At 59.9% G+C, this 22,299-nt stretch carries 23 protein-coding genes; all 23 read right to left on the bottom strand.

What is annotated here, in order from left to right:
* The gene (locus PMI01S_RS13920) at window positions 1–789 is read right to left on the bottom strand and encodes a ParA family protein (protein WP_084320581.1); all 789 of its coding nucleotides are present in this window, start codon (window positions 787–789) and stop codon (window positions 1–3) included.
* A 39-nt stretch (window positions 790–828) separates the two neighbouring features.
* Complete coding sequence (gene motD, locus PMI01S_RS13915) at window positions 829–1,719, bottom strand: flagellar motor protein MotD (RefSeq protein WP_084320580.1); 891 nt, start codon at window positions 1,717–1,719, stop codon at window positions 829–831.
* A 15-nt stretch (window positions 1,720–1,734) separates the two neighbouring features.
* On the bottom strand, window positions 1,735–2,475 hold the full coding sequence (locus tag PMI01S_RS13910) for a flagellar motor protein (RefSeq protein WP_017337198.1): 741 nt from the start codon (window positions 2,473–2,475) through the stop codon (window positions 1,735–1,737).
* Window positions 2,475–3,605: a protein-glutamate methylesterase/protein-glutamine glutaminase gene (locus PMI01S_RS13905; RefSeq protein ID WP_084320579.1), complete on the bottom strand. Its 1,131-nt coding sequence runs from the start codon at window positions 3,603–3,605 to the stop codon at window positions 2,475–2,477. The genes PMI01S_RS13910 and PMI01S_RS13905 overlap by 1 nt, the downstream gene beginning before the upstream one ends.
* A 50-nt stretch (window positions 3,606–3,655) precedes the next feature.
* Window positions 3,656–5,902 (bottom strand): chemotaxis protein CheA, encoded by a 2,247-nt coding sequence (locus PMI01S_RS13900; RefSeq protein ID WP_084320578.1) that lies wholly within the window; start codon window positions 5,900–5,902, stop codon window positions 3,656–3,658.
* A gap of 46 nt (window positions 5,903–5,948) precedes the next feature.
* Complete coding sequence (locus PMI01S_RS13895) at window positions 5,949–6,737, bottom strand: protein phosphatase CheZ (RefSeq protein WP_084320577.1); 789 nt, start codon at window positions 6,735–6,737, stop codon at window positions 5,949–5,951.
* 22 nt (window positions 6,738–6,759) lie between these two features.
* A complete protein-coding gene (locus PMI01S_RS13890) occupies window positions 6,760–7,131 on the bottom strand; it encodes a chemotaxis response regulator CheY (protein ID WP_008006721.1) in 372 nt (123 codons plus the stop codon).
* A 167-nt stretch (window positions 7,132–7,298) separates the two neighbouring features.
* Window positions 7,299–8,039, bottom strand: coding sequence for an RNA polymerase sigma factor FliA (gene fliA, locus PMI01S_RS13885; protein ID WP_007894214.1), 741 nt, complete (start codon window positions 8,037–8,039; stop codon window positions 7,299–7,301).
* Window positions 8,036–8,866: a flagellar synthesis regulator FleN gene (fleN, locus tag PMI01S_RS13880; RefSeq protein WP_008001746.1), complete on the bottom strand. Its 831-nt coding sequence runs from the start codon at window positions 8,864–8,866 to the stop codon at window positions 8,036–8,038. The genes fliA and fleN overlap by 4 nt, the downstream gene beginning before the upstream one ends.
* Window positions 8,867–8,982: 116 nt before the next feature.
* The gene (flhF, locus tag PMI01S_RS13875) at window positions 8,983–10,311 is read right to left on the bottom strand and encodes a flagellar biosynthesis GTPase FlhF (protein ID WP_084320576.1); all 1,329 of its coding nucleotides are present in this window, start codon (window positions 10,309–10,311) and stop codon (window positions 8,983–8,985) included.
* Between the two features lie 11 nt (window positions 10,312–10,322).
* Complete coding sequence (flhA, locus tag PMI01S_RS13870) at window positions 10,323–12,452, bottom strand: flagellar biosynthesis protein FlhA (RefSeq protein ID WP_084320575.1); 2,130 nt, start codon at window positions 12,450–12,452, stop codon at window positions 10,323–10,325.
* Window positions 12,453–12,619: 167 nt separating this feature from the next.
* Window positions 12,620–13,759, bottom strand: coding sequence for a flagellar biosynthesis protein FlhB (flhB, locus tag PMI01S_RS13865; protein ID WP_084320574.1), 1,140 nt, complete (start codon window positions 13,757–13,759; stop codon window positions 12,620–12,622).
* 2 nt (window positions 13,760–13,761) lie between these two features.
* Window positions 13,762–14,544, bottom strand: coding sequence for a flagellar biosynthetic protein FliR (gene fliR / locus PMI01S_RS13860; protein WP_084320573.1), 783 nt, complete (start codon window positions 14,542–14,544; stop codon window positions 13,762–13,764).
* Between the two features lie 3 nt (window positions 14,545–14,547).
* A complete protein-coding gene (fliQ, locus tag PMI01S_RS13855; RefSeq protein ID WP_084320572.1) occupies window positions 14,548–14,817 on the bottom strand; it encodes a flagellar biosynthesis protein FliQ in 270 nt (89 codons plus the stop codon).
* The gene (gene fliP / locus PMI01S_RS13850; RefSeq protein ID WP_084320571.1) at window positions 14,814–15,572 is read right to left on the bottom strand and encodes a flagellar type III secretion system pore protein FliP; all 759 of its coding nucleotides are present in this window, start codon (window positions 15,570–15,572) and stop codon (window positions 14,814–14,816) included. The genes fliQ and fliP overlap by 4 nt, the downstream gene beginning before the upstream one ends.
* Complete coding sequence (gene fliO, locus PMI01S_RS13845) at window positions 15,572–16,009, bottom strand: flagellar biosynthetic protein FliO (RefSeq protein WP_084320570.1); 438 nt, start codon at window positions 16,007–16,009, stop codon at window positions 15,572–15,574. The genes fliP and fliO overlap by 1 nt, the downstream gene beginning before the upstream one ends.
* The gene (gene fliN, locus PMI01S_RS13840) at window positions 16,010–16,468 is read right to left on the bottom strand and encodes a flagellar motor switch protein FliN (protein ID WP_008151080.1); all 459 of its coding nucleotides are present in this window, start codon (window positions 16,466–16,468) and stop codon (window positions 16,010–16,012) included.
* 70 nt (window positions 16,469–16,538) lie between these two features.
* The gene (fliM, locus tag PMI01S_RS13835; RefSeq protein WP_008024584.1) at window positions 16,539–17,507 is read right to left on the bottom strand and encodes a flagellar motor switch protein FliM; all 969 of its coding nucleotides are present in this window, start codon (window positions 17,505–17,507) and stop codon (window positions 16,539–16,541) included.
* Between the two features lie 9 nt (window positions 17,508–17,516).
* The gene (gene fliL, locus PMI01S_RS13830) at window positions 17,517–18,017 is read right to left on the bottom strand and encodes a flagellar basal body-associated protein FliL (protein WP_084320569.1); all 501 of its coding nucleotides are present in this window, start codon (window positions 18,015–18,017) and stop codon (window positions 17,517–17,519) included.
* A 232-nt stretch (window positions 18,018–18,249) separates the two neighbouring features.
* Complete coding sequence (locus PMI01S_RS13825) at window positions 18,250–19,611, bottom strand: flagellar hook-length control protein FliK (protein WP_084320568.1); 1,362 nt, start codon at window positions 19,609–19,611, stop codon at window positions 18,250–18,252.
* Between the two features lie 82 nt (window positions 19,612–19,693).
* Window positions 19,694–20,065 (bottom strand): Hpt domain-containing protein, encoded by a 372-nt coding sequence (locus tag PMI01S_RS13820; protein WP_084320567.1) that lies wholly within the window; start codon window positions 20,063–20,065, stop codon window positions 19,694–19,696.
* Window positions 20,066–20,095: 30 nt separating this feature from the next.
* A complete protein-coding gene (locus tag PMI01S_RS13815; RefSeq protein WP_090473964.1) occupies window positions 20,096–21,799 on the bottom strand; it encodes a fused response regulator/phosphatase in 1,704 nt (567 codons plus the stop codon).
* The gene (locus tag PMI01S_RS13810) at window positions 21,799–22,104 is read right to left on the bottom strand and encodes an STAS domain-containing protein (RefSeq protein WP_084320565.1); all 306 of its coding nucleotides are present in this window, start codon (window positions 22,102–22,104) and stop codon (window positions 21,799–21,801) included. Before PMI01S_RS13810 ends, PMI01S_RS13815 begins: the two co-directional genes overlap by 1 nt.
* Between the last annotated feature and the right edge of the window lie 195 nt (window positions 22,105–22,299).

The following is a 22,299-nucleotide window of genomic DNA, read 5'->3' as shown; positions in this document are numbered from 1 at the left end:
TCACGCCACCTGCGCAACGGATTGCTGGGTCAGCATGTGCTTGAGCAGCGCGCGGTAGGCCATCACGCCGCGGCTCTTGCCGTCGAATTGCGAAGGCGTCACGCCGGCACGGCTGGCATCGCGCAAACGCGTGTCAACCGGGATGTAGCCTTGCCAGATTTCTTCAGGGTACTTGTCGCGCAATACCCGCAAGGTCCCGAGAGACGCCTGGGTGCGCCGATCAAACAGGGTCGGCACGATGCTGAATGCCAGTGGCTGTTTGCGTGAGCGGTTGATCATCGCCAGGGTGTTGACCATGCGCTCCAGGCCTTTGACCGCCAGGTGCTCGGTCTGCACCGGAATCACCAATTGCTGACTGGCCGCCAAGGCATTGACCATCAGCACACCGAGCAACGGCGGGCTGTCGATCACGGCGTAATCGAAGTCCTGCCACAGTTGCGCCAGGCTCTTGGCAATCACCAGGCCCAAACCACTCTGGCCCGGCGACTGACGCTCAAGCGTCGCCAGCGCAGTGCTCGACGGCAACAGGGAAATACTCGCGTGACTGGTGGGTAACAGCAACTGACCGGGCAAGCCTTGCGGCACGCTGCCCTTGTGCAGGAACAGGTCGTAGCTGCTGTGTTCCAGGCTGTCGGGATCGTAACCGAAGTAGCTGGTCATCGAGCCGTGGGGGTCCAGATCGACCACGACCACGCGCTTGCCCGCCTCGGCCAGCAACCCGGCTAAAGCGATGGAGGAAGTGGTTTTACCAACACCACCCTTTTGATTGGCAACGGCCCAGACTCTCATTCGGATTGTTCCACCCGGTCGGGTCGACCGGGAAATAGCTCAACGTATTAATGCGGGTGACGGAGAATTGACGGCGTTCTCTCGTCCCGGCGACTTGACCGGTGCAGGTGCAGTTTGTGTGCCAGCACGCTTCAACGCGGCATCCGGTTGCGCATGGGCGGTTCCGGTGCCGGTGAGGCTGCGACGTACATCGAGATTTCGTGACACGACCAGCACCACGCGACGGTTGCGCGCCCTGCCCTCTGCCGTGGCGTTGTTGGCCACCGGCTGGAATTCGCCATAACCCACCGACGCCAGCCGGCCCGGATTCACACCCTGCATCGCCAGCATGCGCACGATGCTCGCCGAACGCGCCGAGGACAGTTCCCAGTTGGTCGGGTACTGCGCGGTGCGGATCGGTTGATCGTCGGTGAACCCTTCGACGTGAATCGGGTTGTCGAACGGCTTCAGGATCGCTGCGACTTTATCGATGATGTTGAACGCCATGTCGCTGGGCATGGCATCGCCACTGCCGAACAACAGGCTGGAATTGAGTTCGATCTCGACCCACAGCTCGTTACCGCGAACGGTCATCTGATTGGAGCTGATCAAGTCGCCGAACGCGGCACTGATGTCATCGGCGATGCTTTTCAGCGGATCACTGGCCCCGGAAATACCAGCGTCGACTTGCTCGCTGTCCTTGACCAGCGGCTTGGCCGGGGTCACGGTTTTCGGACGCTCTTCACCGATGGGGATCGGCTTGAGCGCCCGATCCGAATCGGTGAACACGCCGATCAACGCTTGCGAAATGATCTTGTACTTGCCTTCGTTGATCGAAGAGATCGAGTACATCACCACGAAAAAGGCGAACAGCAACGTAATGAAGTCGGCATAGGAAACGAGCCAGCGTTCATGGTTTACATGTTCTTCAGGTTGTCGACGACGAGCCATAGTCCATTACCCCCATCAATCCATGAAGCCCTGAAGCTTCAACTCAATAGAGCGAGGGTTTTCACCTTCGGCGATCGACAGAATGCCTTCCAACAACATTTCGCGATAACGCGACTGGCGCAATGCAACGGATTTGAGTTTGGCGGCGATCGGCAGCAGCACCAGGTTGGCACTGGCCACGCCGTAGATGGTGGCGACGAAGGCCACGGCAATGCCGCTGCCCAGTTGCGACGGATCGGCCAGGTTGCCCATGACGTGGATCAGGCCCATCACCGCACCGATGATGCCGATGGTCGGCGCATAGCCGCCCATGCTTTCGAAGACTTTGGCGGCTTCGATGTCGCGGCTTTCCTGGGTGTAGAAATCCACTTCCAGAATGCTGCGAATCGCTTCCGGCTCGGCGCCGTCGACCAGCAGTTGCAGGCCTTTGCGCGAGTAGGCGTCGGGTTCGGCGTCGGCCACACCTTCCAGACCGAGCAGACCCTCCTTGCGAGCGGTCAGGCTCCAGTTCACCACGCGGTCGACGCCGCCAGCCAGGTCCACGCGAGGCGGGAACAGGATCCAGCCGAGAATCTGCATGGCGCGCTTGAAGGCGCTCATCGGCGATTGCAGCAGCGCCGCACCGACGGTCCCGCCGAGTACGATCAACGCCGCCGGGCCGTTGGCCAGTGCGCCGAGGTGACCACCTTCAAGGTAGTTGCCGCCAATGATGGCGACAAACGCCATGATGATCCCGATAAGGCTGAGTACATCCATCAGATACACGCCTCGACCAGGTGCTTGCCTATGTCGTCGAGACCGTACACCGCATCGGCGAGTTCGGCTTTGACGATGGCCATCGGCATGCCGTAGATCACGCAGCTGGCTTCATCCTGAGCCCAGATCGAGCTGCCGCCCTGCTTGAGCAGACGCGCACCTTCACGGCCATCGGCGCCCATGCCGGTCAGTACGACCGCCAGAACTTTGTCACCGTAGGACTTGGCCGCCGAACCGAAGGTGATGTCCACGCACGGCTTGTAGTTCAAACGCTCGTCGCCCGGCAGGATTTTCACCGCGCCACGGCCATCGATCATCATTTGCTTGCCACCCGGTGCCAGCAACGCCAGGCCCGGACGCAGGATGTCGCCATCCTCGGCTTCCTTGACGCTGATGCGGCAGAGCTTGTCCAGACGTTCGGCGAAGGCTTTGGTGAACGCCGCCGGCATGTGCTGGATCAGCACGATCGGGGCAGGGAAATTGGCCGGCAATTGCGTCAATACGCGCTGCAGGGCAACCGGGCCACCGGTGGAAGTGCCGATGGCAACCAGCTTGTAGGCTTTGCGCTTCGGCGCCGGCGACGACGGTGCGTGCGCAGGTGCACGGGCCGGGATCGGTGCCGGACGTGCAGGGACGCTGCTGCCATGACTGCTGACGCTGGAAGGTGCGGGGGGCGGGGCTGGCGTCGAGACCGGCGCCGGTGCCGGCGCGCTGTAAGCGCTGACACGACGGTTACTGCGCGAAATGCTGAGAATCTTCTCGCACAGCAGTTGCTTGACCTTCTCGGGATTGCGCGAGATGTCTTCGAAATTCTTCGGCAGGAAATCCACCGCACCGGCGTCCAGTGCATCCAGAGTGACCCGGGCGCCTTCGTGCGTCAGCGAGGAGAACATCAACACCGGGGTCGGGCAGCGCTGCATGATGTGCCGCACTGCCGTGATGCCATCCATCATCGGCATCTCGTAGTCCATGGTGATCACGTCCGGCTTGAGGGCCAGCGCCTGATCGATCGCCTCTTTTCCGTTGGTTGCCGTGCCGACAACCTGGATATTCGAATCCGCTGAAAGAATTTCCGAGACGCGGCGGCGGAAAAACCCCGAATCGTCCACCACCAGGACCTTGACTACCATAAACACTCCGTTAGGCGGGGGCGAGGCTCAGTCGCCCCGCTCCCCCAGAATCAAATACGCCGTGCGGCGTAACGCTTGAGCATGCTCGGAACATCGAGAATCAGCGCAATGCGGCCGTCACCGGTGATGGTGGCGCCGGACATGCCCGGGGTTCCCTGGAGCATTTTGCCCAATGGCTTGATGACCACTTCTTCCTGGCCGACCAGTTGATCGACGACGAAGCCGATCCGCTGGGTGCCTACCGAAAGGATCACCACATGGCCTTCGCGCTGCTCTTCGTGAGCGGCGGAGCTGACCAGCCAGCGTTTGAGGTAGAACAGTGGCAGCGCCTTGTCCCGCACGATCACCACTTCCTGACCGTCCACCACGTTGGTGCGCGACAGGTCGAGGTGGAAGATCTCGTTGACGTTCACCAGCGGGAACGCAAACGCCTGGTTGCCGAGCATGACCATCAGCGTCGGCATGATCGCCAGGGTCAACGGCACCTTGATGACGATCTTCGAGCCTTTGCCCTTGGTCGAGTAGATGTTGATGGTGCCGTTGAGCTGGGCGATCTTGGTTTTCACCACGTCCATGCCCACGCCACGACCCGACACGTCGGAGATCTCGGTTTTGGTCGAAAAACCCGGCGCGAAAATCAGGTTGAAGCAGTCAGACTCACTGAGTCGGTCCGCCGCATCCTTGTCCATCAGACCTTTCTTGACCGCGATGCCGCGCAACACATCGGCGTCCATGCCCTTGCCGTCGTCGGAGATGGACAGCAGGATGTGGTCGCCTTCCTGTTCAGCGGACAAAATCACTTTGCCGCTTCGCGGTTTGCCCATCGCTTCACGATCAGCCGGCTCTTCGATACCGTGGTCGACCGAGTTGCGCACCAAGTGGACCAGCGGGTCGGCCAGTGCCTCGACAAGGTTCTTGTCGAGGTCGGTTTCTTCGCCGACCAGCTCCAGGTTGATCTCTTTCTTGAGCTGGCGAGCCAGGTCGCGAACCAGGCGCGGGAAGCGCCCGAAGACCTTCTTGATCGGTTGCATCCGGGTCTTCATGACCGCGGTTTGCAGGTCGGCGGTGACCACGTCGAGGTTCGACACGGCCTTGGACATGGCTTCATCGGCGCTGTTGGCGCCCAGGCGAACCAGGCGGTTACGCACCAGTACCAATTCGCCAACCATGTTCATGATTTCGTCGAGACGCGCGGTGTCGACCCGCACGGTGGTCTCGGCTTCGCTGGCCGGCTTTTCCGCCGGTGGCGCAGCCGGTGCACGGGCTGGCGCCGGTGCAGCAGCGGCAGCAGGCTTCGGCGCTTCGGCTTTAGGCTCGGGCGCCTTGGCGACAGGTGCCGGGGCTTTGGCAACGGGTGCCGCTACCGAAGAAGCGGCGGAACCGGTGCCGACTTCAGTGAATTTGCCTTTACCGTGCAATTCGTCGAGCAGCGATTCGAACTCGTGATCCGAGATCAGATCACTGCCGGCCGCTTTGGCGCCAGGCACAGCGGCGACCGGGGCCGAAGCAATGGCCGACTCCAGCGCGTCGACGGCAAAGTTGCCCTTGCCGTGCAGCTGATCGAGCAGCGCTTCGAACTCGTCGTCGGTAATGTCGGAACTGTCGCCTGCCGCTTTCGGGGCAGCCGGTGCGGCGGGTGCAGCAGGAGCTGCCACCGCGTCGACGGCGAACTGACCTTTGCCGTGCAGTTGATCGAGCAACGACTCGAATTCTGCGTCGGTGATTTCGTCGCTGGCAGCGGCATCGCCGGCTGGCAGCGGAGCAGCTGTCGGAGCCTCGGCCTGAGCCTTGACGGCGTTCAGCGAGTCCAGCAGTTGTTCGAATTCGTTATCGGTGATGTCGCCTGATTCGGCTTCGACAGCCGGCTCTTCCGCCACTTGAGCCACAGGTGCGGCTTCATCGGCGGTTTGCGGCTCGGCCAGACGGGCCAGCGCCGCGAGCAATTCAGGCGTGGCAGCCGTGATCGGGCTGCGCTCGCGGACTTCGCTGAACATGCTGTTCACCGCGTCCAGCGCTTCGAGAACCACGTCCATCAACTCCGAGTCGACGCGACGTTCACCCTTGCGCAGGATGTCGAACACGTTCTCGGCGATGTGACAGCACTCCACCAGCTCGTTGAGCTGGAGGAAGCCGGCGCCCCCTTTTACAGTGTGAAAACCGCGAAAAATTGCATTGAGCAAGTCCGCATCATCCGGTCGGCTTTCAAGCTCGACCAGCTGTTCGGACAGTTGCTCTAGAATCTCGCCGGCCTCAACCAGGAAATCCTGAAGGATCTCTTCATCGGCGCCGAAGCTCATTAAGGGTGTGCTCCTACAGGTCTAAAAACCTAAAATACCTAAAATTCTAAAACCCTAGGCTGGATAGCAAATCGTCCACATCGTCCTGACCGGACACAACGTCTTCTCTTTTATCGGCATGAATCTGCGGACCTTCACCCTGAGAGAGATGTTTTTGCGGATCTTTTTCAGCAAGCATCGCTTCACGGTCATGTTCGATGCCCGCAAAGCGGTCCACCTGACTGGCCATAAGCACGAGCTTGAGCAGGTTGCTTTCAACTTCGGTGACCAACTGGGTCACACGCTTGATCACTTGACCTGTGAGGTCCTGGTAATCCTGAGCGAGCAGAATGTCGTTGAGGTTGCTCGACACCGCGCGGTTGTCCGCGCTGCTGCGTGTCAGGAAACCGTCGACACGCCGTGCCAGCTCGCGAAACTCTTCAGCCCCGACTTCGCGACGCATGAACCGCCCCCAATCCGTGCTCAGCGCCTGGGCTTCATCGCTCAGGCTGTTGACCAATGGCGTAGAGTTTTCGACCAGGTCCATGGTGCGGTTGGCTGCGGCCTCTGTCAGCTTGACAACGTAGCCCAGTCGCTCGGTGGCATCTGTGATCTGGGACACTTCCTCGGCTTGCGGCATGTGCGGGTCAATCTGGAAATTGACGATCGCGCTGTGCAGCTCGCGGGTGAGCTTGCCCACTTCCTGATACAGGCCACGGTCACGGGTCTGATTGAGCTCATGGATCAGTTGCACAGCGTCGCCAAACTTGCCTTTTTCAAGGCTTTCGACCAGTTCGACTGCGTGTTTTTTCAGGGTCGATTCAAAATCGCCCTGTGAAGATTCGTTTTGGTCCATAGCTCCCCCGTGGCGCAGTTTCTCAACCGATGCGTTCGAAAATCTTCTCGATTTTTTCTTTTAACGCCTGGGCCGTGAAGGGTTTGACCACATAGCCGTTAACACCGGCCTGGGCCGCTTCGATGATCTGCTCGCGCTTGGCTTCAGCAGTCACCATCAGCACTGGCAGGTGCTTGAGCTTTTCATCGGCGCGCACGTGACGCAGCAGATCGATACCGGTCATGCCAGGCATGTTCCAGTCCGTTACCAGAAAGTCGATGCTCCCGCTGTTGAGAACCGGAATGGCAGTAATGCCATCGTCAGCCTCGACCGTGTTGGTGAACCCAAGGTCACGCAACAGGTTTTTTATGATCCGCCGCATCGTTGAGAAGTCATCAACGATGAGGATTTTCATGTTCTTGTCCAATTCGACCTCCAAGCAGTCTTAAACGCGCCCAGCACCTGGACGCGCCATTTCAATCAATCCGGCAAAGCACTCAATGACTGTCTGGAGCACAACAGATCGAGACCGGCGCAGTTCAACACCACACCAGCCACGTTCGCAGTGTCCCCACACTGCCTTCAGCGCGCTCGCCACTCCCCCAAACGCCCCCGCAAACGGGCCGCGCACTGGCTGTGTAACTGGCTGACCCGAGATTCGCTGACCCCCAGGACCTCACCGATTTCCTTGAGATTCAACTCTTCGTCGTAGTACAGCGCCAACACCAGTCGCTCACGCTCCGGCAAATTGGCAATCGCGTCCGCCAGCGCCGCCTGGAAGCGTTCATCTTCCAGATCGCGTGACGGCTCGAGATGAGCACTCGCGCCATCCTCGTGCAGCCCTTCGTGTTCGCCGTCCTGCAACAGATCGTCGAAACTGAATAACCGGCTGCCCAGGGTGTCGTTCAAAATCCCGTAGTAATCGTCGAGACTCAATTGGAGTTCGGCCGCAACTTCGTGATCTTTAGCGTCACGGCCGGTTTTAGCTTCAATCGAGCGAATTGCGTCGCTGACCATGCGGGTATTGCGGTGGACCGAACGTGGCGCCCAGTCCCCCTTGCGGACTTCATCGAGCATCGCGCCGCGGATTCGAATGCCCGCGTACGTCTCGAAACTCGCGCCTTTGCTGGCGTCGTATTTGGTCGATACTTCAAGCAGGCCGATCATGCCGGCCTGGATCAGGTCTTCGACCTGAACACTGGCTGGCAATCGCGCCAGCAAGTGGTAAGCAATGCGTTTGACCAGTGGCGCGTAACGCTCGATCAGCTCGTACTGCGCGTCACGCGCCGACTTCTTGTAGAGGTTGTAACCGCTGGCTGTCATAGCACGGGTCCTGCCGTTTGTTGCACGAGGCGCTCGACGAAAAACTCCAGGTGCCCACGCGGGTTGGCAGGCAGCGGCCAGGTATCGACCTTTTGTGCGATGGCCTTGAAGGCCAGGGAGCACTTGGAACGCGGGAAAGCTTCATAAACCGCGCGCTGCTTCTGAACGGCCTTGCGCACGCTTTCGTCGTACGGCACCGCACCGACGTATTGTAAGGCGACGTCGAGGAAGCGATCCGTGACCTTGGTCAACTTGGCGAACAGGTTGCGCCCTTCCTGCGGGCTCTGGGCCATGTTGGCGAGGACGCGGAAGCGGTTCATGCCGTAATCGCGGTTCAGCAGTTTGATCAGTGCATAGGCGTCGGTGATCGAGGTCGGCTCGTCGCAGACCACCAGCAGGACTTCCTGCGCGGCGCGAACGAAACTGACTACCGAGTCACCAATGCCCGCAGCGGTGTCGATCACCAGAACGTCGAGGTTGTCGCCGATATCGCTGAACGCCTGGATCAGGCCGGCGTGTTGCGCCGGGCTCAGATGCACCATGCTCTGAGTGCCGGACGCCGCCGGGACGATGCGGATACCGCCGGGCCCCTGCAACAACACGTCGCGCAGCTCACAGCGGCCTTCGATGACATCGGCCAGGGTACGTTTGGGTGTCAGCCCCAGCAGGACGTCGACGTTCGCCAGCCCCAGATCGGCGTCCAGCAGCATGACGCGCCGGCCGAGCTCAGCTAGAGCCAGGGACAAGTTCACTGACACGTTAGTCTTCCCGACGCCACCTTTGCCGCCGGTCACCGCGATCACCTGTACGGGATGCATGCTGCCCATGTTATTTCTTTACCTTGTCTTGCATAGACGGAGGCCACATTACTGGCTGCGCGTTCACAAACGGAACAATGCATGGCAGACCATCGATGTAGGTACAAAAACTGTTCATTAATACCTCAGCCAACCTGCTTGGTCGGACTGTGGTAAATATCAGCGAACATGTCAGCCATGGCTTCTTCGCTGGGTTCTTCCTGCATTTGCACGCTGACGGCGCGGCTCACCAGCTGATGACGACGCGGCAGATGCAAATCATCCGGAATCCGCGGTCCATCGGTCAGGTAAGCCACCGGCAATTCATGACTGATTGCCAGGCTCAACACCTCGCCAAGGCTTGCCGTTTCATCCAGTTTAGTCAGGATGCAGCCAGCGAGCCCGCAGCGCTTGTAACTGTGATAAGCGGCGGTTAGAACCTGTTTCTGGCTGGTGGTTGCCAGAACCAGATAATTTTTTGATTTGATGCCACGACCGGCCAGGCTTTCGAGCTGCATGCGCAGTGCCGGATCGCTGGCCTGAAGACCGGCGGTATCGATCAGCACCACACGCTTGCGCAGCAACGGATCCAGCGCCTGCACCAGGGACTGGCCAGGGTCGACGTGGGTGACCGACACGTTGAGGATCCGGCCCAGGGTCTTGAGTTGTTCCTGAGCGCCGATACGGTAGCTGTCCATGCTGACCAGCGCGATGTTCTGCGCGCCGTACTTGAGCACGTAACGGGCCGCGAGCTTGGCCAGCGTGGTGGTCTTGCCCATGCCGGCAGGACCGACCATGGCAATCACACCGCCCTCTTCCAGTGGCTCGACTTCCGGTGTGGCGATCATCCGCGCCAGGTGCGCCAGCAACATGCGCCAGGCCTGACGGGGTTCGTCAATGCCGGTAATCATTTCCAGCAGATCACGGGACAACGGGCCGGACAAACCGATGCGCTGCAGACGACGCCAAAGGTTGGCCTGGGCCGGACGGCTGCCTTGCAGCTGGTTCCAGGCCAGAGAGCCGAGTTGTACTTCCATCAGTTCGCGCAGGCTGTTGAGTTCGAAACGCATCGAATCGAAAGCCCGCGGATCGACACCGCTGGAGGCTGGCGCGGGGGCCGGCGCTGCACGACGGGGTTCAGTGTAAGTCGGTTCGATCAACGGTTCGGCGGCGGTGAGTGGCAGGCCGGCGAACAACTGGCGATTGGTGGACTTGTCGCTCTCGCCTTCGCTGCGCAGGCTCAGTTCGGCCTGGGCGGTGACGATCCGCGACTGGGTCTTGCGCAGCTCGTCCTCGAGCTCCATGTTCGGAACACGCGGGGCCAGCGCCGACAGTTTGTAATCGAGGGCAGCCGTCAGCTCGACACCACCGGCGATGCGGCGGTTGCCAATGATGGCGGCATCAGCGCCCAGCTCATCACGAACCAGTTTCATGGCCTGACGCATATCGGCGGCGAAAAAACGCTTAACTTGCATAAACCACTACCTCAGCCGTTGGGCCCTACTGTCGCAACGATGGTCACTTGCTTGTTGTCAGGGATTTCCTGGTAAGCCAACACATGCAAACCCGGGACTGCGAGTCGGCCAAATCGCGACAGCATCGCGCGAACCGGACCGGCCACCAGCAGAATCACCGGTTGACCTTGCATTTCCTGACGCTGCGCCGCTTCGATCAACGAGCGTTGCAGTTTTTCAGCCATGCTTGGCTCCAGCAGAACGCCCTCTTCCGAGCCTTGTCCCGCCTTCTGAAGACTATTGAGCAATATTTGTTCCAACCTTGGCTCAAGAGTGATAACTGGCAGCTCCGACTCAGTCCCTACAATGCTTTGGACGATTGCACGGGATACGCCGACGCGTACGGCGGCCACCAGCGCGGCAGTATCTTGACTCTTGGCCGCATTGTTCGCGATCGCTTCGGCGATGCTGCGAATGTCCCGTACGGGCACCTGTTCGGCCAGCAACGCCTGGAGCACCTTGAGCAGCTGCGATAACGACACCACGCCCGGCACCAGCTCCTCGGCCAGTTTAGGGGAGCTTTTGGCCAGCAACTGCATGAGTTGCTGCACTTCTTCATGGCCGATCAGCTCACTGGAGTGCTTGTACAAAATCTGGTTCAAGTGGGTTGCCACTACTGTACTGGCATCGACCACGGTGTAACCGAGGGATTGTGCCTGCGCACGCTGGCTGATTTCGATCCAGACCGCTTCCAGCCCAAAAGCCGGATCTTTGGCGGTGATGCCGTTGAGCGAACCGTAGACCTGACCCGGATTGATCGCCAGCTCCCGATCCGGATAAATCTCCGCTTCGGCCAGGATCACCCCCATGAGGGTCAGTCGATAGGCGCTTGGCGCGAGGTCGAGGTTGTCACGGATATGCACCGTCGGCATCAGGAAGCCCAGGTCCTGGGACAGCTTCTTGCGTACGCCTTTGATACGTGCAAGCAACTGACCACCCTGATTGCGATCCACCAGTGGAATCAGGCGATAGCCGACTTCCAGGCCAATCATGTCGATCGGCGTCACATCGTCCCAGCCAAGCTCTTTGGTTTCTTGAGCGCGGGTCGGCGATGGCAGCAGCTCCTGCTGACGCTTGACCTCTTGCAAGGCCTGAACCTTGACGGTGTTCTGCTTCTTCCAGAACAGGTACGCGCCGCCGGCTGCGAGGGCCGCCATACTCAGGAAGGAGAAGTGCGGCATGCCGGGCACCAGGCCCATGACCGCCATCAAACCCGCCGCCACAGCCAGCGCCTTCGGCGAGGCGAACATCTGGCGATTGATCTGCTTGCCCATGTCTTCCGAACCGGAAGCTCGGGTCACCATGATCGCGGCGGCTGTCGATAACAACAGTGATGGCAATTGCGCCACCAAACCGTCACCGATGGTCAGCAACGCGTAAACCTTGCCGGCATCACCGAAGGTCATGCCGTGCTGGAAAATGCCGACCGCCATGCCGCCGATCAGGTTGATGAACAGAATCAGCAAGCCGGCGATGGCGTCGCCGCGTACGAATTTGCTGGCACCGTCCATGGAACCGTAGAACTCGGCCTCCTGGGCCACTTCCATCCGACGCATTTTGGCCTGGTTCTGATCGATCAGGCCGGCGTTCAAGTCGGCGTCGATCGCCATTTGTTTGCCGGGCATCGCATCGAGGGTGAAACGCGCGCTCACCTCGGAAATTCGCCCGGCACCCTTGGTCACCACGACGAAGTTGATGATCATCAAAATCGCGAAGACCACGATACCAACCACGTAGTTACCACCGATCACCACCTCACCGAAGGCCTGGATCACCTTACCGGCGGCGGCATGGCCGTCCTGGCCGTGGAGCATCACCACCCGCGTGGAGGCCACGTTCAGCGCCAGTCGCATCAGCGTCGCCACCAGCAGAATGGTCGGGAACACCGCGAAATCCAGCGGCCGCAGGGCGTAGACACAGACCAGCAGCACGACAATCGACAGCGCAATGTTGAAGGTGAAGAACACGTCCAGCAGGAACGGCGGCACCGGCAGCATCATCATGGCCAGCATGACCAGCAGCAACAATGGCACACCCAGATTGCCCCGACTCAGGTCGGCGACGTTTGTGCGGGCACTGTTGATAAACTGAGAGCGATCCACCGGTTTTCCCCGTTACTTTAAAGCAAACTTTTGACGCCCGAAGCAGGCGCAGAGCGGCTACTGCAAGAAGCCTTCCAACTTTTGCCGAGGTTTGAAACAGAGGGGTTTATCGGGGGGATTGTGCTGCCTGTGCCCGCGAAGGCGTCGGCATGGCCAGCGCAAAAAACTCAGGAATCGCGCCGCAGATCCGGTGGAATCGGCAGGTCACCCTTGAGTGGCTCAGGACGCTTGCCCTTGCCGGCGCGGTGCTGGCGGATCTGATAGACGTAGGCCAATACCTGGGCGACTGCCAGATACAACCCACCGGGAATTTCCTGCTCCAGCTCGGTGGAGTAGTAAATCGAACGCGCCAGGGCCGGAGACTCCAGCAACAACACTTCATTGGCCACGGCGATCTCGCGGATTTTCAAAGCCAGGAAGTCGCTACCCTTGGCCAGCAGCACCGGCGCAGCACCTTTTTCCGCATCGTACTTGAGCGCCACGGCGTAGTGAGTCGGGTTGGTAATCACCACGTCGGCCTCGGGAATCGCCGCCATCATCCGCCGCTGGGACATTTCGCGCTGCAACTGGCGAATCCGCTGTTTGACCTCCGGCTTCCCATCCTGATCCTTGTGCTCGTCGCGCACTTCCTGCTTGGTCATCAGCAGTTTTTTATGGCTCTGGTAAAGCTGCACCGGGACATCCACCGCCGCAATCAGAATCAGCCCGCACGCCATCCACAATGTGCTCCATCCCACCAGTTGAACGCTGTGGAGGATCGCCCGCTCCAGCGGTTCGTGGGCAATGCGCAACAAGTCATCGATGTCCGCGCGCAGGACGGACAATGCAACAAACAGAATCAGCAGAAATTTTGCCAGCGCCTTGAGCAACTCGATCAAGGCCGTACTGGAGAACATCCGCTTGAGCCCCGCGGCGGGGTTCATCCGACTGAATTTAGGCGCAAGGCTCCCGCCGGCGAACAAAAAGCCGCCCAGGGAAATCGGCCCGAGAAACGCCGCCAGCAGAAGCAACAGCAATATCGGCTGGACCGCCAGAATGGCGATCTTTCCCGAATGCAGCAGGTACTGGCTCATCTGCCCGGGATCAAGCAACACCTCCCGCGGCAGGGAAAAGTTCAGGCGCATGATTTCCAGCAGATCCAGCGCCACTCCACCACCGTAGATCAACACCCCCCCGGCGCCCGCCATCATGGTTACGAGGGTATTGAGTTCTTTGGAGCGCGCGATCTCGCCCTTGTCCCTGGAGTCTTTTTTGCGTTTCTCCGTGGGATCTTCTGTTTTATCCTGACCGCTCTCGCTTTCGGCCATGGCTAGCGCGCCTGCGCCATGTCACGTAACAGTTGCAGAGCCTCGGTAGCCAACGGCTGATACTGATTGAGAATGTCGCCGAGACTGACCCAGAAAATCACCAGCCCCAGTACCAGGATCAGGGGGAAACCGACGGAAAAAATATTCAACTGCGGCGCCGCCCGCGTCATCACACCGAAGGCGATGTTAACCACCAACAACGCTGTGATCGCCGGCATTACCAGGAGCATCGCCGCCCCCAGCACCCAACCCAGCTTGTTGGCCAGTTCCCAGAAGTGGTTGATCAGCATTGCACTGCCCACCGGCATGGTGGTGAAGCTCTCCGTGAGCACTTCGAAAACCACCAGATGCCCGTTCATGCCGAGAAACAGCAGGGTCACGAGCATCGTCAGGAACTGCCCGATGACCGCCGCCGACACACCATTGGCAGGGTCGACCATCGAGGCGAACCCCATCCCCATCTGAATCGAAATGATCTGCCCGGCGACGACAAACGCCTGGAAAAACAGCTGGAGCGAGAGCCCCATCAATGCGCCGATAATGATCTGTTCGGCGATCAGCAGCAGTGCGCTCAGGTCCAGCGCATGAACCTGCGGCATCGGTGGCAGGCCCGGCACGACAACCACTGTGATTGCCAGGGCGAAATACAATCGCACACGCTTGGGCACCAGGGTCGTGCCAAAGATCGGCATGGTCATCAGGACGGCGCCGATGCGAAACAGCGGCAATATGAACGAAGCGACCCAGGTACTGATCTGGGTGTCGGTCAGCTGCAGCAGTGACATGGCTTAGCCGATGACCCGAGGAATACTGCCGTACAACTGCAGGATGTATTCCATGAAGGTCTGCACTATCCACGGACCGGCGACGATCAACGTCACCAGCATTACCAGCAGACGCGGCAGAAAGCTCAAGGTTTGCTCGTTGATCTGGGTGGCAGCCTGGAACATCGCCACCAACAGCCCCACCAGCAAACTGGGAATCACCAGCAACGCGACCATCATGGTGGTCAGCCAGAGCGCTTCACGAAAGATGTCTACCGCAACTTCCGGCGTCATGGCGAGACACCGCCGAAGCTGCTGGCCAACGTACCGATGATCAATGCCCAACCATCCACCAACACGAAGAGCATGATCTTGAACGGCAGGGAAATGATCAGTGGCGAGAGCATCATCATACCCATGGCCATCAGCACACTGGCCACGACCAGGTCGATGATCAGGAACGGAATGAAGATCATGAAACCGATCTGGAACGCGGTCTTCAGCTCAGACGTGACGAAGGCCGGCACCAGGATGGTCAGTGGCGCCTGGTCCGGTGTCGCGATGTCGGTGCGTTTGGACAGGCGCATGAACAGCTCAAGATCGCTGCTGCGCGTCTGGGCCAGCATGAAATCCTTGATCGGCACCTGGGCCTTGGCCACGGCATCTTGCGCGGTGAGTTTTTCCGCCAGATAAGGCTGCAAGGCATCCTGGTTAACCCGGTCGAACACCGGTGCCATGATGAACAGCGTCAGGAACAACGCCATGCCGGTAAGAATCTGGTTGGACGGCGTCTGCTGCAAGCCCAGGGCCTGACGCAGGATCGAGAAGACGATGATGATCCGGGTGAAACTGGTCATCAGCATGACGAACGCCGGAATGAAACTCAGCGCGGTCATGATCAGCAGGATCTGCAGGCTGACCGAGTATTCCTGAGCGCCCTGGGCATTGGTGCCCAGGGTGATCGCCGGGATCGACAACGGATCGGCGGCGATGGCCAGTGGCGCAGCCAGCATCAGGGCCAGCGTCAAGATGATGCGTAGCGCACCCATTACTTCTTATCCTTCTGATCCTTGCCCATCAGCTCCATCAGGCGCTGGGCAAACTCCGGGGTCGCTTTCTCGGTGACCGGCACCTGCACCGGTTCCTTGAGCACATGCAAGGCGGTGATGGTGCCGGGGCTCAAGCCGAGCAGAATCTGCTCGTTGCCAACCTGCACCAGTATCAAACGGTCACGCGGGCCCAACGCGCGGGAGCCGATCAATTCGATCACCTGCCCCTTGCCGGCCGGCCCAGCCTGCTGGACCCGGCGCAACAGCCAGGCGAGGAAGAAGATCAACCCCAGCACCAGCAGCAAACCGAGCACCAGCTGCGTCAATTGCCCCGCCACACCACTGCTGACAGCAGGTGCCGAGGCAGCAGTCGCCACCGGCTCGGCCGCAAGCACACTGAACGGCAACGCCAGCACAAACCCCAGAACCTTTTTCACTCAGCGCAGCTTCTTGATACGTTCGCTTGGGCTGATCACGTCGGTCAGGCGGATGCCGAACTTCTCGTTGACCACTACCACTTCACCGTGAGCGATGAGCGTGCCGTTGACCAGCACGTCCAACGGTTCACCCGCCAGACGATCAAGCTCGATCACCGAACCCTGGTTGAGTTGCAGCAAGTTGCGGATGTTGATGTCGGTGCTGCCCACTTCCATGGAAATCGACACCGGGATGTCGAGGATCACGTCGAGGTTCGGACCGTCCAGCGTGACCGGATCGTTGTTCTTCGGCACGCTGCCGAACTCTTCCATCGGCAGACGGTTGGACGGCGAGCTCGCGGCGTCGGCGGCCAGCAAGGCGTCGATGTCGTCCTGCCCGGCGTCGCCGGTTTCTTCCAGGGCCGCAGCCCATTCATCGGCCAGCGCCTGGTCGTCCTGGGTATTCATGTCGTTAGCCATCATGTGTCCTCGGCGGGCACCCCTTTCAACGGGCTGCCGTCAGTTAATAGCGAATGGGGAGCAGCGCCGCTTAACGGCGCTCGATCGGCTCGATCACTTGCAACGCGAGGTTGCCTTTATGCGAGCCCATCTTGACCTTGAACGCAGGCACGCCATTGGCGCGCATGATCATTTCTTCCGGCATCTCGACCGGGATAATGTCCCCCGGCTGCATGTGCAGAATGTCGCGCAGGCGCAGCTGGCGACGGGCAACCGTGGCACCGATCGGCACGTCAACGTCCAGCACGTCCTGGCGCAGGGCATTGACCCAGCGCTCGTCCTGATCATCGAGGTCCGACTGGAAGCCGGCGTCGAGCATTTCGCGCACCGGTTCGATCATCGAGTACGGCATGGTCACGTGCAGGTCACCGCCACCGCCATCGAGTTCGATGTGGAACGTCGACACGACAATGGCTTCGCTCGGGCCGACGATGTTGGCCATGGCCGGGTTCACTTCCGAGTTGATGTACTCGAAATTCACTTCCATGATCGCCTGCCAGGCTTCCTTCAAATCGACGAACGCCTGCTCCAGCACCATGCGCACCACACGCAGTTCGGTGGGAGTGAATTCACGCCCTTCGATCTTCGCGTGACGGCCGTCGCCGCCAAAGAAGTTGTCCACCAGTTTGAACACCAGCTTGGCGTCGAGGATGAACAGCGCAGTACCGCGCAGCGGTTTGATCTTGACCAGATTGAGGCTGGTCGGCACGTACAGCGAGTGGACGTATTCGCCGAACTTCATCACCTGCACGCCACCGACCGCAACGTCCGCCGAGCGGCGCAGCATGTTGAACATGCTGATGCGGGTGTAGCGGGCAAAACGCTCGTTGATCATTTCCAGGGTCGGCATGCGTCCGCGGACAATGCGATCCTGACTGGTCAGGTCGTAGCTTTTGACGCTGCCGGGCTCGGCAGCGGTATCGGTCTGTACCAGACCGTCATCGACGCCATGCAACAGCGCATCGATTTCATCCTGGGACAGCAGGTCCTGCACGGCCATGTCGTGTTCCTACTGCAGTACGAAATTAGTGAAAAGCAACTGTTCGATGACTACTTTGCCGAGCTCTTTCTGCGCCACTTCCTGCACGCTGGCCGTCGCCTTCTGACGCAGCATTTCCTGACCGACCGGCGACGCCAGGGTCGCGAAATCCTGCCCGGAGAACAGCATGACGAGGTTATTGCGGATCACCGGCATGTGGACTTTGAGCGCTTCCAGATCGGCCTGATTGCGACCCTGCATGGTGATACTCACCTGCATGTAGCGCTGACGGCCGTTCTGGTTGTAATTGGCCACGAAGGCCGGCGCCATGGGCTCGAAAATCGCTGGCTGCTTGCCGACCGGGGCAACTTCAGCCGCGGCGGCAGGTTTGCTCTGGGCGCTGTGCATGAAGAACCAGGTCGCTCCCACGGACAAGCCGATCGCCAGCAGCAGGGCCACCACGATCAAAATGATCAGCTTGATTTTGCCTTTGGTTGCGGGGTCTTTTACTGCTGCTTCGCTCTTCGCCATGCCAATAATCCGTCACTATTCGGGTTTTCACAGTCGCACGGCAAGGCAAGAGCAAGTGTTATGCCAGAAGTGTCGGAGGGAGAATGGATGGGACCAAGCGAAATTTTGAAAACACCGCAAACCTGATGTGGGAGCGGGCTTGCTCGCGAACGCGGTTTGACAGCCAGCATCAATGCTGAATGTTCAACCGTATTCGCGAGCAAGCCCGCTCCCACAAGGGTTTTGCGCTGGATCAGGCGTAGTAGTCAACCGCGCTGGAGCCGATGACGCTGGTCGCACTGGCCGCCACTTCGGCAACCGTCGGCGCGAGCTCTTCATCCATGCCGTCGAGACGACCGCCACTGGCATTGGTGCGTCCACCCTGACTTTGTTGGGCCTGGTCCTGACCTTGCTGAGAGCCACGGGACTGGTCGGAGACGTTGACGTCAACCTGACCCATCCCCTGTTGCGCGAACATGTCTCGCAAGCGATGCATCTGGCCATCCAGCGCTTCGCGAACGCTTGGGTGCGCACTCATGAAGGTCACCTGGGTCTGCTGGTCCGGGACCATGTTCACCCGAATATCCAGGCGCCCCAGTTCAGCAGGCTGCAACTGGATGTCGGCCGCCTTCAGGTTGGCGCTGGACAGGTACATGACCCGGTTCACCACTTCTTCGGTCCAGCCGCTCTGATGCATGGCAATCGGCTGATTCACCGGCACGGCATTGGCGGTTTTCGGCGTGGCGGCCTGGGTCAGAGCTGCCAGGCGATTGGCGAAGTCATCAACACGGGTATCGCTGGTGGCAGACTTCAAATCCTTGAGGCCGTCATCGATCAACCCACTGAACGCTTTCTCGCCCCCCTGGCTGGTACTGTCCTTGTCTGCCTGCACATCGAGCATGCCCGCCATACCGGCGGCAAAGTTCTGTGCCGAGGTAGGCTCGCCATCAGCCTGGATCTGGGCTGGCGTCGGCGTCGGCGCAGCCTTGGGCTGTGCCTGGCTGGAAGCCGAAATATGGCCGCCCTGCTCCATGGCCATGCGCACAGCCGGGAGAGCATCGAGAGGATCAGCCTCGGGATCGAAATCGCTATCCGCCGCCGTAACAGGAGCCTGCGCCGTCGTCGTCACTGCAGGAGCGACAGCAATCTCCACTGGCGGTTGCTGAGTGACGACCACAGGGGGCGCCTCCGCAACAGGCGCCGTCACGACGGGTTGCAACTCTGGCAGCAATGAAGGATCGAGGGTCGGATCGACGGGTGCAGTGTCGGCCACCGGCGTTTCGGGGACATCCTCGTTGGCGACCTTGTCGTCGCTCGGCGCCGGTTTATCGACGGGCAAGGATTTGCCGCTATCGGCAACCGTCGGTTCCGGGGCGGCAGACTTGTCGTTGCCGACGCTCTTTTTATCGGGGCTGTCCGGGGATTTATCACGCGCCGGCTTCACCGATCCATCAGGGGCCGCAGAGGGTTTGTTCTGGGCCTGAGTGGCGTAAACCTGAGCGAAGCTGGACGCCTTGTCCCCGGGCTCAGCGGACAGCGCCGGTGTATTGGCGGAGGCGGCTTGAGTCTTGGCCTGCGCGGCGGCCTGAAGAAGAATATTGGGGGTAACGGGCATGAAACGGTCTCCGCTGCACTGGGATCGTAGGTACAGTTGCGGTGATACCTGCAAGGGTTGAGCCAGTTTCTATCAAGCTGCGTTAAAAGCGCCGGACGGCCGCACTGTCAGCGAGAGAGCGCTGGCGCTCTGCTTCGTAGAGGGGACGGATAATCGCGAATTCGCCATCAATTTCTCCGACCAGTTTCTCGATGCCTTCCAGAAAATTCTTCTGCATGGCGCACTGCTCGAGATCGTGGCACAGCTTGGCCAGGCGCACGGCGCCCATGTTGCTGCAACTGCCCTTGAAACTGTGCGCCGTGGCACCGAGCGTCTCGGCATCGCCAGCGCTGTGCAACTTACTCAAGCGCTCTTCGGAATCGGCAAGAAAAGTACCCAGCAACATTGGATACTCATCCTCCATGACCTCTTGCAACGCGCTCAGCACGTCGCGATCCAGATGTGTGTCAGCCACTTGCTCACTCCTTGATCAAGAATGCGCGGATTATGCCAGAGCCTCCCAGAAAAATTCCACGCGGGCGCTTCGACCTTCGTCGGACCAACTGGCGTTCCGGCTCAGCTGGCGGATCAGACTGACGCCACGTCCCGACAGACGGATGCCATCGACAGGGCGCGCCATCACTCGCTCGACATCAAAACCCTTGCCACTGTCTTCGACCCGAATCGTCAGGCAACCGCCGCCGTCCTTTGGCGCAACCTGCAAATGCACCCGGACATAGCCGTCCTGCAGCTCATCCAGACGTGCATTGCGCTGCTGATAATAGCGGGTAAAACCCGAAGCATCGCGTTTCAGGCTCGAATCCAGCCCCAGCACGCCGTGCTCCAGCGCATTGGAATACAGCTCCGCGAGCACACTGTAGAGCGCCCCGCTCTGCGCACGCAAACCATGGACCTCCAACAGCAACTGCAAAAGATACGGCAGCGGATTGAAGCGTTTCAGGGTGGCGGCACGGAACTCGAAATTCACCGACCAGTCCAGCGGGCAGGACTGGCCGCTATCGGAATAGACCAAGGGCGGCGGTATCAGCTGCGCCGCTTCGAGCAGGCTGACTTCGACCATGCTGACATCATCGCGGGCCTCGCCGCGAAAATCCTGCAGCGCCTGCTCGATCTCTTCAAAGAGCTGGTCAGGCTGACGGTTGGCCGCAAACACCTGTTGCAGCCGCTCGACACCAAACAACTGTTCTTTGGCGTCGCAAGTATCGATCACCCCATCAGACAACAGGAAGACCCGATCCCCGACCGCCATCGGAAACACTTCGGTACGGTCATCGAACGTCTGCGGATTCAGTACGCCGAGCGGTAAATGCCGGGCCGTCAGCGGTGTGCGCTCGCCGCTCGCAATGTTGTGCAGATAACCGTCCGGCATTCCGCCGTTCCAGACTTCCACCGAGCGTCGCTGAAAACTCAGGCATAGCAGCGTTGCACAACAGAACATGTCCACCGGCAGGATGCGCTTGAGCTTGGCGTTCATCTCGCGCAGGGTTTCCGACAGGCCATAGCCCTTGGCGGTCATGCCATAGAAGACTTCTGCCAGCGGCATGGCCCCGACGGCGGCCGGCAACCCATGGCCGGTGAAATCGCCGAGCAGCACGTGCATGTCGCCGGCCGGGGTAAATGCCGCCAGCAACAGGTCACCGTTGAATAGCGCATAGGGCGATTGCAGGTAGCGGATATTGGGGGCGTTCAGGCAGCCGGAATGGGCGACCTTATCGAACACGGCCTTGGCCACACGTTGTTCGTTGAGCAGGTAGTCGTGATGCCGGGCGATCTGGTCTCGCTGCTTCAGCACAGTGGCCTGCAACCGCCGCAAGCGGTCCATCGCCTTGATTTTGGCGGCGAGGATCACCTGGTTGTAGGGCTTTGCCAGAAAGTCGTCGCCGCCGGCCTCCAGACAGCGGGCCAGCGCCTCGCTTTCAGTCAGCGAGGTCAGGAAGATAATCGGTACCAGGGTTTCCCCAGCCAGCGCCTTGATCTGCCGTGCAGCCTCGAAACCGTCCATCACCGGCATCATGGCGTCCATCAAGACCAGTTGCGGTCGTTGCTGGCGAAACGCTTCGACTGCTTCGGCACCATTGGCCGCCGTCAATACTTCATGGCCCTGACGGCGGACGATGCTCGACAACAGCATGCGATCGGCCGCGCTGTCTTCAGCGATCAGGATCGTCAGTGGTTCGAGCTGCATGATCAACTAATGTCGAACAACTTGTCGAAGTTGGAAATGGCGAGGATTTTCTTCACATCGGAACTGCTGTTGACGACGCGAATATCGGAACTGTCGCCACCGGCGTGATCACGCAGCAAGAGCAGCATGCCCAGTGCAGAACTATCGAGATAAGTGGCTTTCTTCAGGTCAACCACAATGGACTCGGGTTTATAGTCGAGTCGCTCGTAGGACTCGCGAAACTCATGATGCCGACCGAAATCGAATCGTCCCTCGATCGAAATCGTCAGTTTTTTTCCATCCGAAGATACTTCTGTAACGACTGACATTGAACGGCTTCCTTGTCATTGGCGAACGTACGTGTACAAGGTTTAGCACTTGGCGCAGACGGGGGCAAGGTTGGGAGTTGTGGAGTTTTTGAGTACGCCTTCGCGGGCAAGCCCGCTCCCACAGGTTTTGTGTCGTTCACAGAAATTGCGATCGACGCGAAAACTGTGGGAGCGGGCTTGCCCGCGAAGAACGAT

Origin of the sequence: Pseudomonas migulae NBRC 103157, from assembly GCF_002091715.1 — a bacterium.
Taxonomy (GTDB): Bacteria; Pseudomonadota; Gammaproteobacteria; order Pseudomonadales; family Pseudomonadaceae; genus Aquipseudomonas; species Aquipseudomonas migulae_A.
The sequence above is the reverse complement of the archived record's forward strand: the minus strand, read 5'-3'. Positions and strand labels throughout refer to the sequence as shown.

Bases quoted from the DNA above. Each gene is read 5' to 3' on its own strand.
- fliP (WP_084320571.1), bottom strand. From the start codon at position 15,572: ATGGGTGCGCTACGCATCATCTTGACGCTGGCCCTGATGCTGGCTGCG.
- PMI01S_RS13910 (WP_017337198.1), bottom strand. From the start codon at position 2,475: ATGGATGTACTCAGCCTTATCGGGATCATCATGGCGTTTGTCGCCATC.
- PMI01S_RS13905 (WP_084320579.1), bottom strand. From the start codon at position 3,605: ATGGTAGTCAAGGTCCTGGTGGTGGACGATTCGGGGTTTTTCCGCCGC.
- motD (WP_084320580.1), bottom strand. From the start codon at position 1,719: ATGGCTCGTCGTCGACAACCTGAAGAACATGTAAACCATGAACGCTGG.
- fliN (WP_008151080.1), bottom strand. From the start codon at position 16,468: ATGGCTAACGACATGAATACCCAGGACGACCAGGCGCTGGCCGATGAA.
- fleN (WP_008001746.1), bottom strand. From the start codon at position 8,866: ATGGGCAGCATGCATCCCGTACAGGTGATCGCGGTGACCGGCGGCAAA.
- fliR (WP_084320573.1), bottom strand. From the start codon at position 14,544: ATGTCACTGCTGCAGCTGACCGACACCCAGATCAGTACCTGGGTCGCT.
- flhB (WP_084320574.1), bottom strand. From the start codon at position 13,759: ATGGCCGAAAGCGAGAGCGGTCAGGATAAAACAGAAGATCCCACGGAG.
- PMI01S_RS13920 (WP_084320581.1), bottom strand. From the start codon at position 789: ATGAGAGTCTGGGCCGTTGCCAATCAAAAGGGTGGTGTTGGTAAAACC.
- fliM (WP_008024584.1), bottom strand. From the start codon at position 17,507: ATGGCCGTGCAGGACCTGCTGTCCCAGGATGAAATCGATGCGCTGTTG.
- PMI01S_RS13825 (WP_084320568.1), bottom strand. From the start codon at position 19,611: ATGCCCGTTACCCCCAATATTCTTCTTCAGGCCGCCGCGCAGGCCAAG.
- fliQ (WP_084320572.1), bottom strand. From the start codon at position 14,817: ATGACGCCGGAAGTTGCGGTAGACATCTTTCGTGAAGCGCTCTGGCTG.
- PMI01S_RS13895 (WP_084320577.1), bottom strand. From the start codon at position 6,737: ATGGACCAAAACGAATCTTCACAGGGCGATTTTGAATCGACCCTGAAA.
- flhF (WP_084320576.1), bottom strand. From the start codon at position 10,311: ATGCAAGTTAAGCGTTTTTTCGCCGCCGATATGCGTCAGGCCATGAAA.
- fliA (WP_007894214.1), bottom strand. From the start codon at position 8,039: ATGACAGCCAGCGGTTACAACCTCTACAAGAAGTCGGCGCGTGACGCG.
- fliL (WP_084320569.1), bottom strand. From the start codon at position 18,017: ATGGCGAAGAGCGAAGCAGCAGTAAAAGACCCCGCAACCAAAGGCAAA.
- PMI01S_RS13890 (WP_008006721.1), bottom strand. From the start codon at position 7,131: ATGAAAATCCTCATCGTTGATGACTTCTCAACGATGCGGCGGATCATA.
- PMI01S_RS13810 (WP_084320565.1), bottom strand. From the start codon at position 22,104: ATGTCAGTCGTTACAGAAGTATCTTCGGATGGAAAAAAACTGACGATT.
- PMI01S_RS13900 (WP_084320578.1), bottom strand. From the start codon at position 5,902: ATGAGCTTCGGCGCCGATGAAGAGATCCTTCAGGATTTCCTGGTTGAG.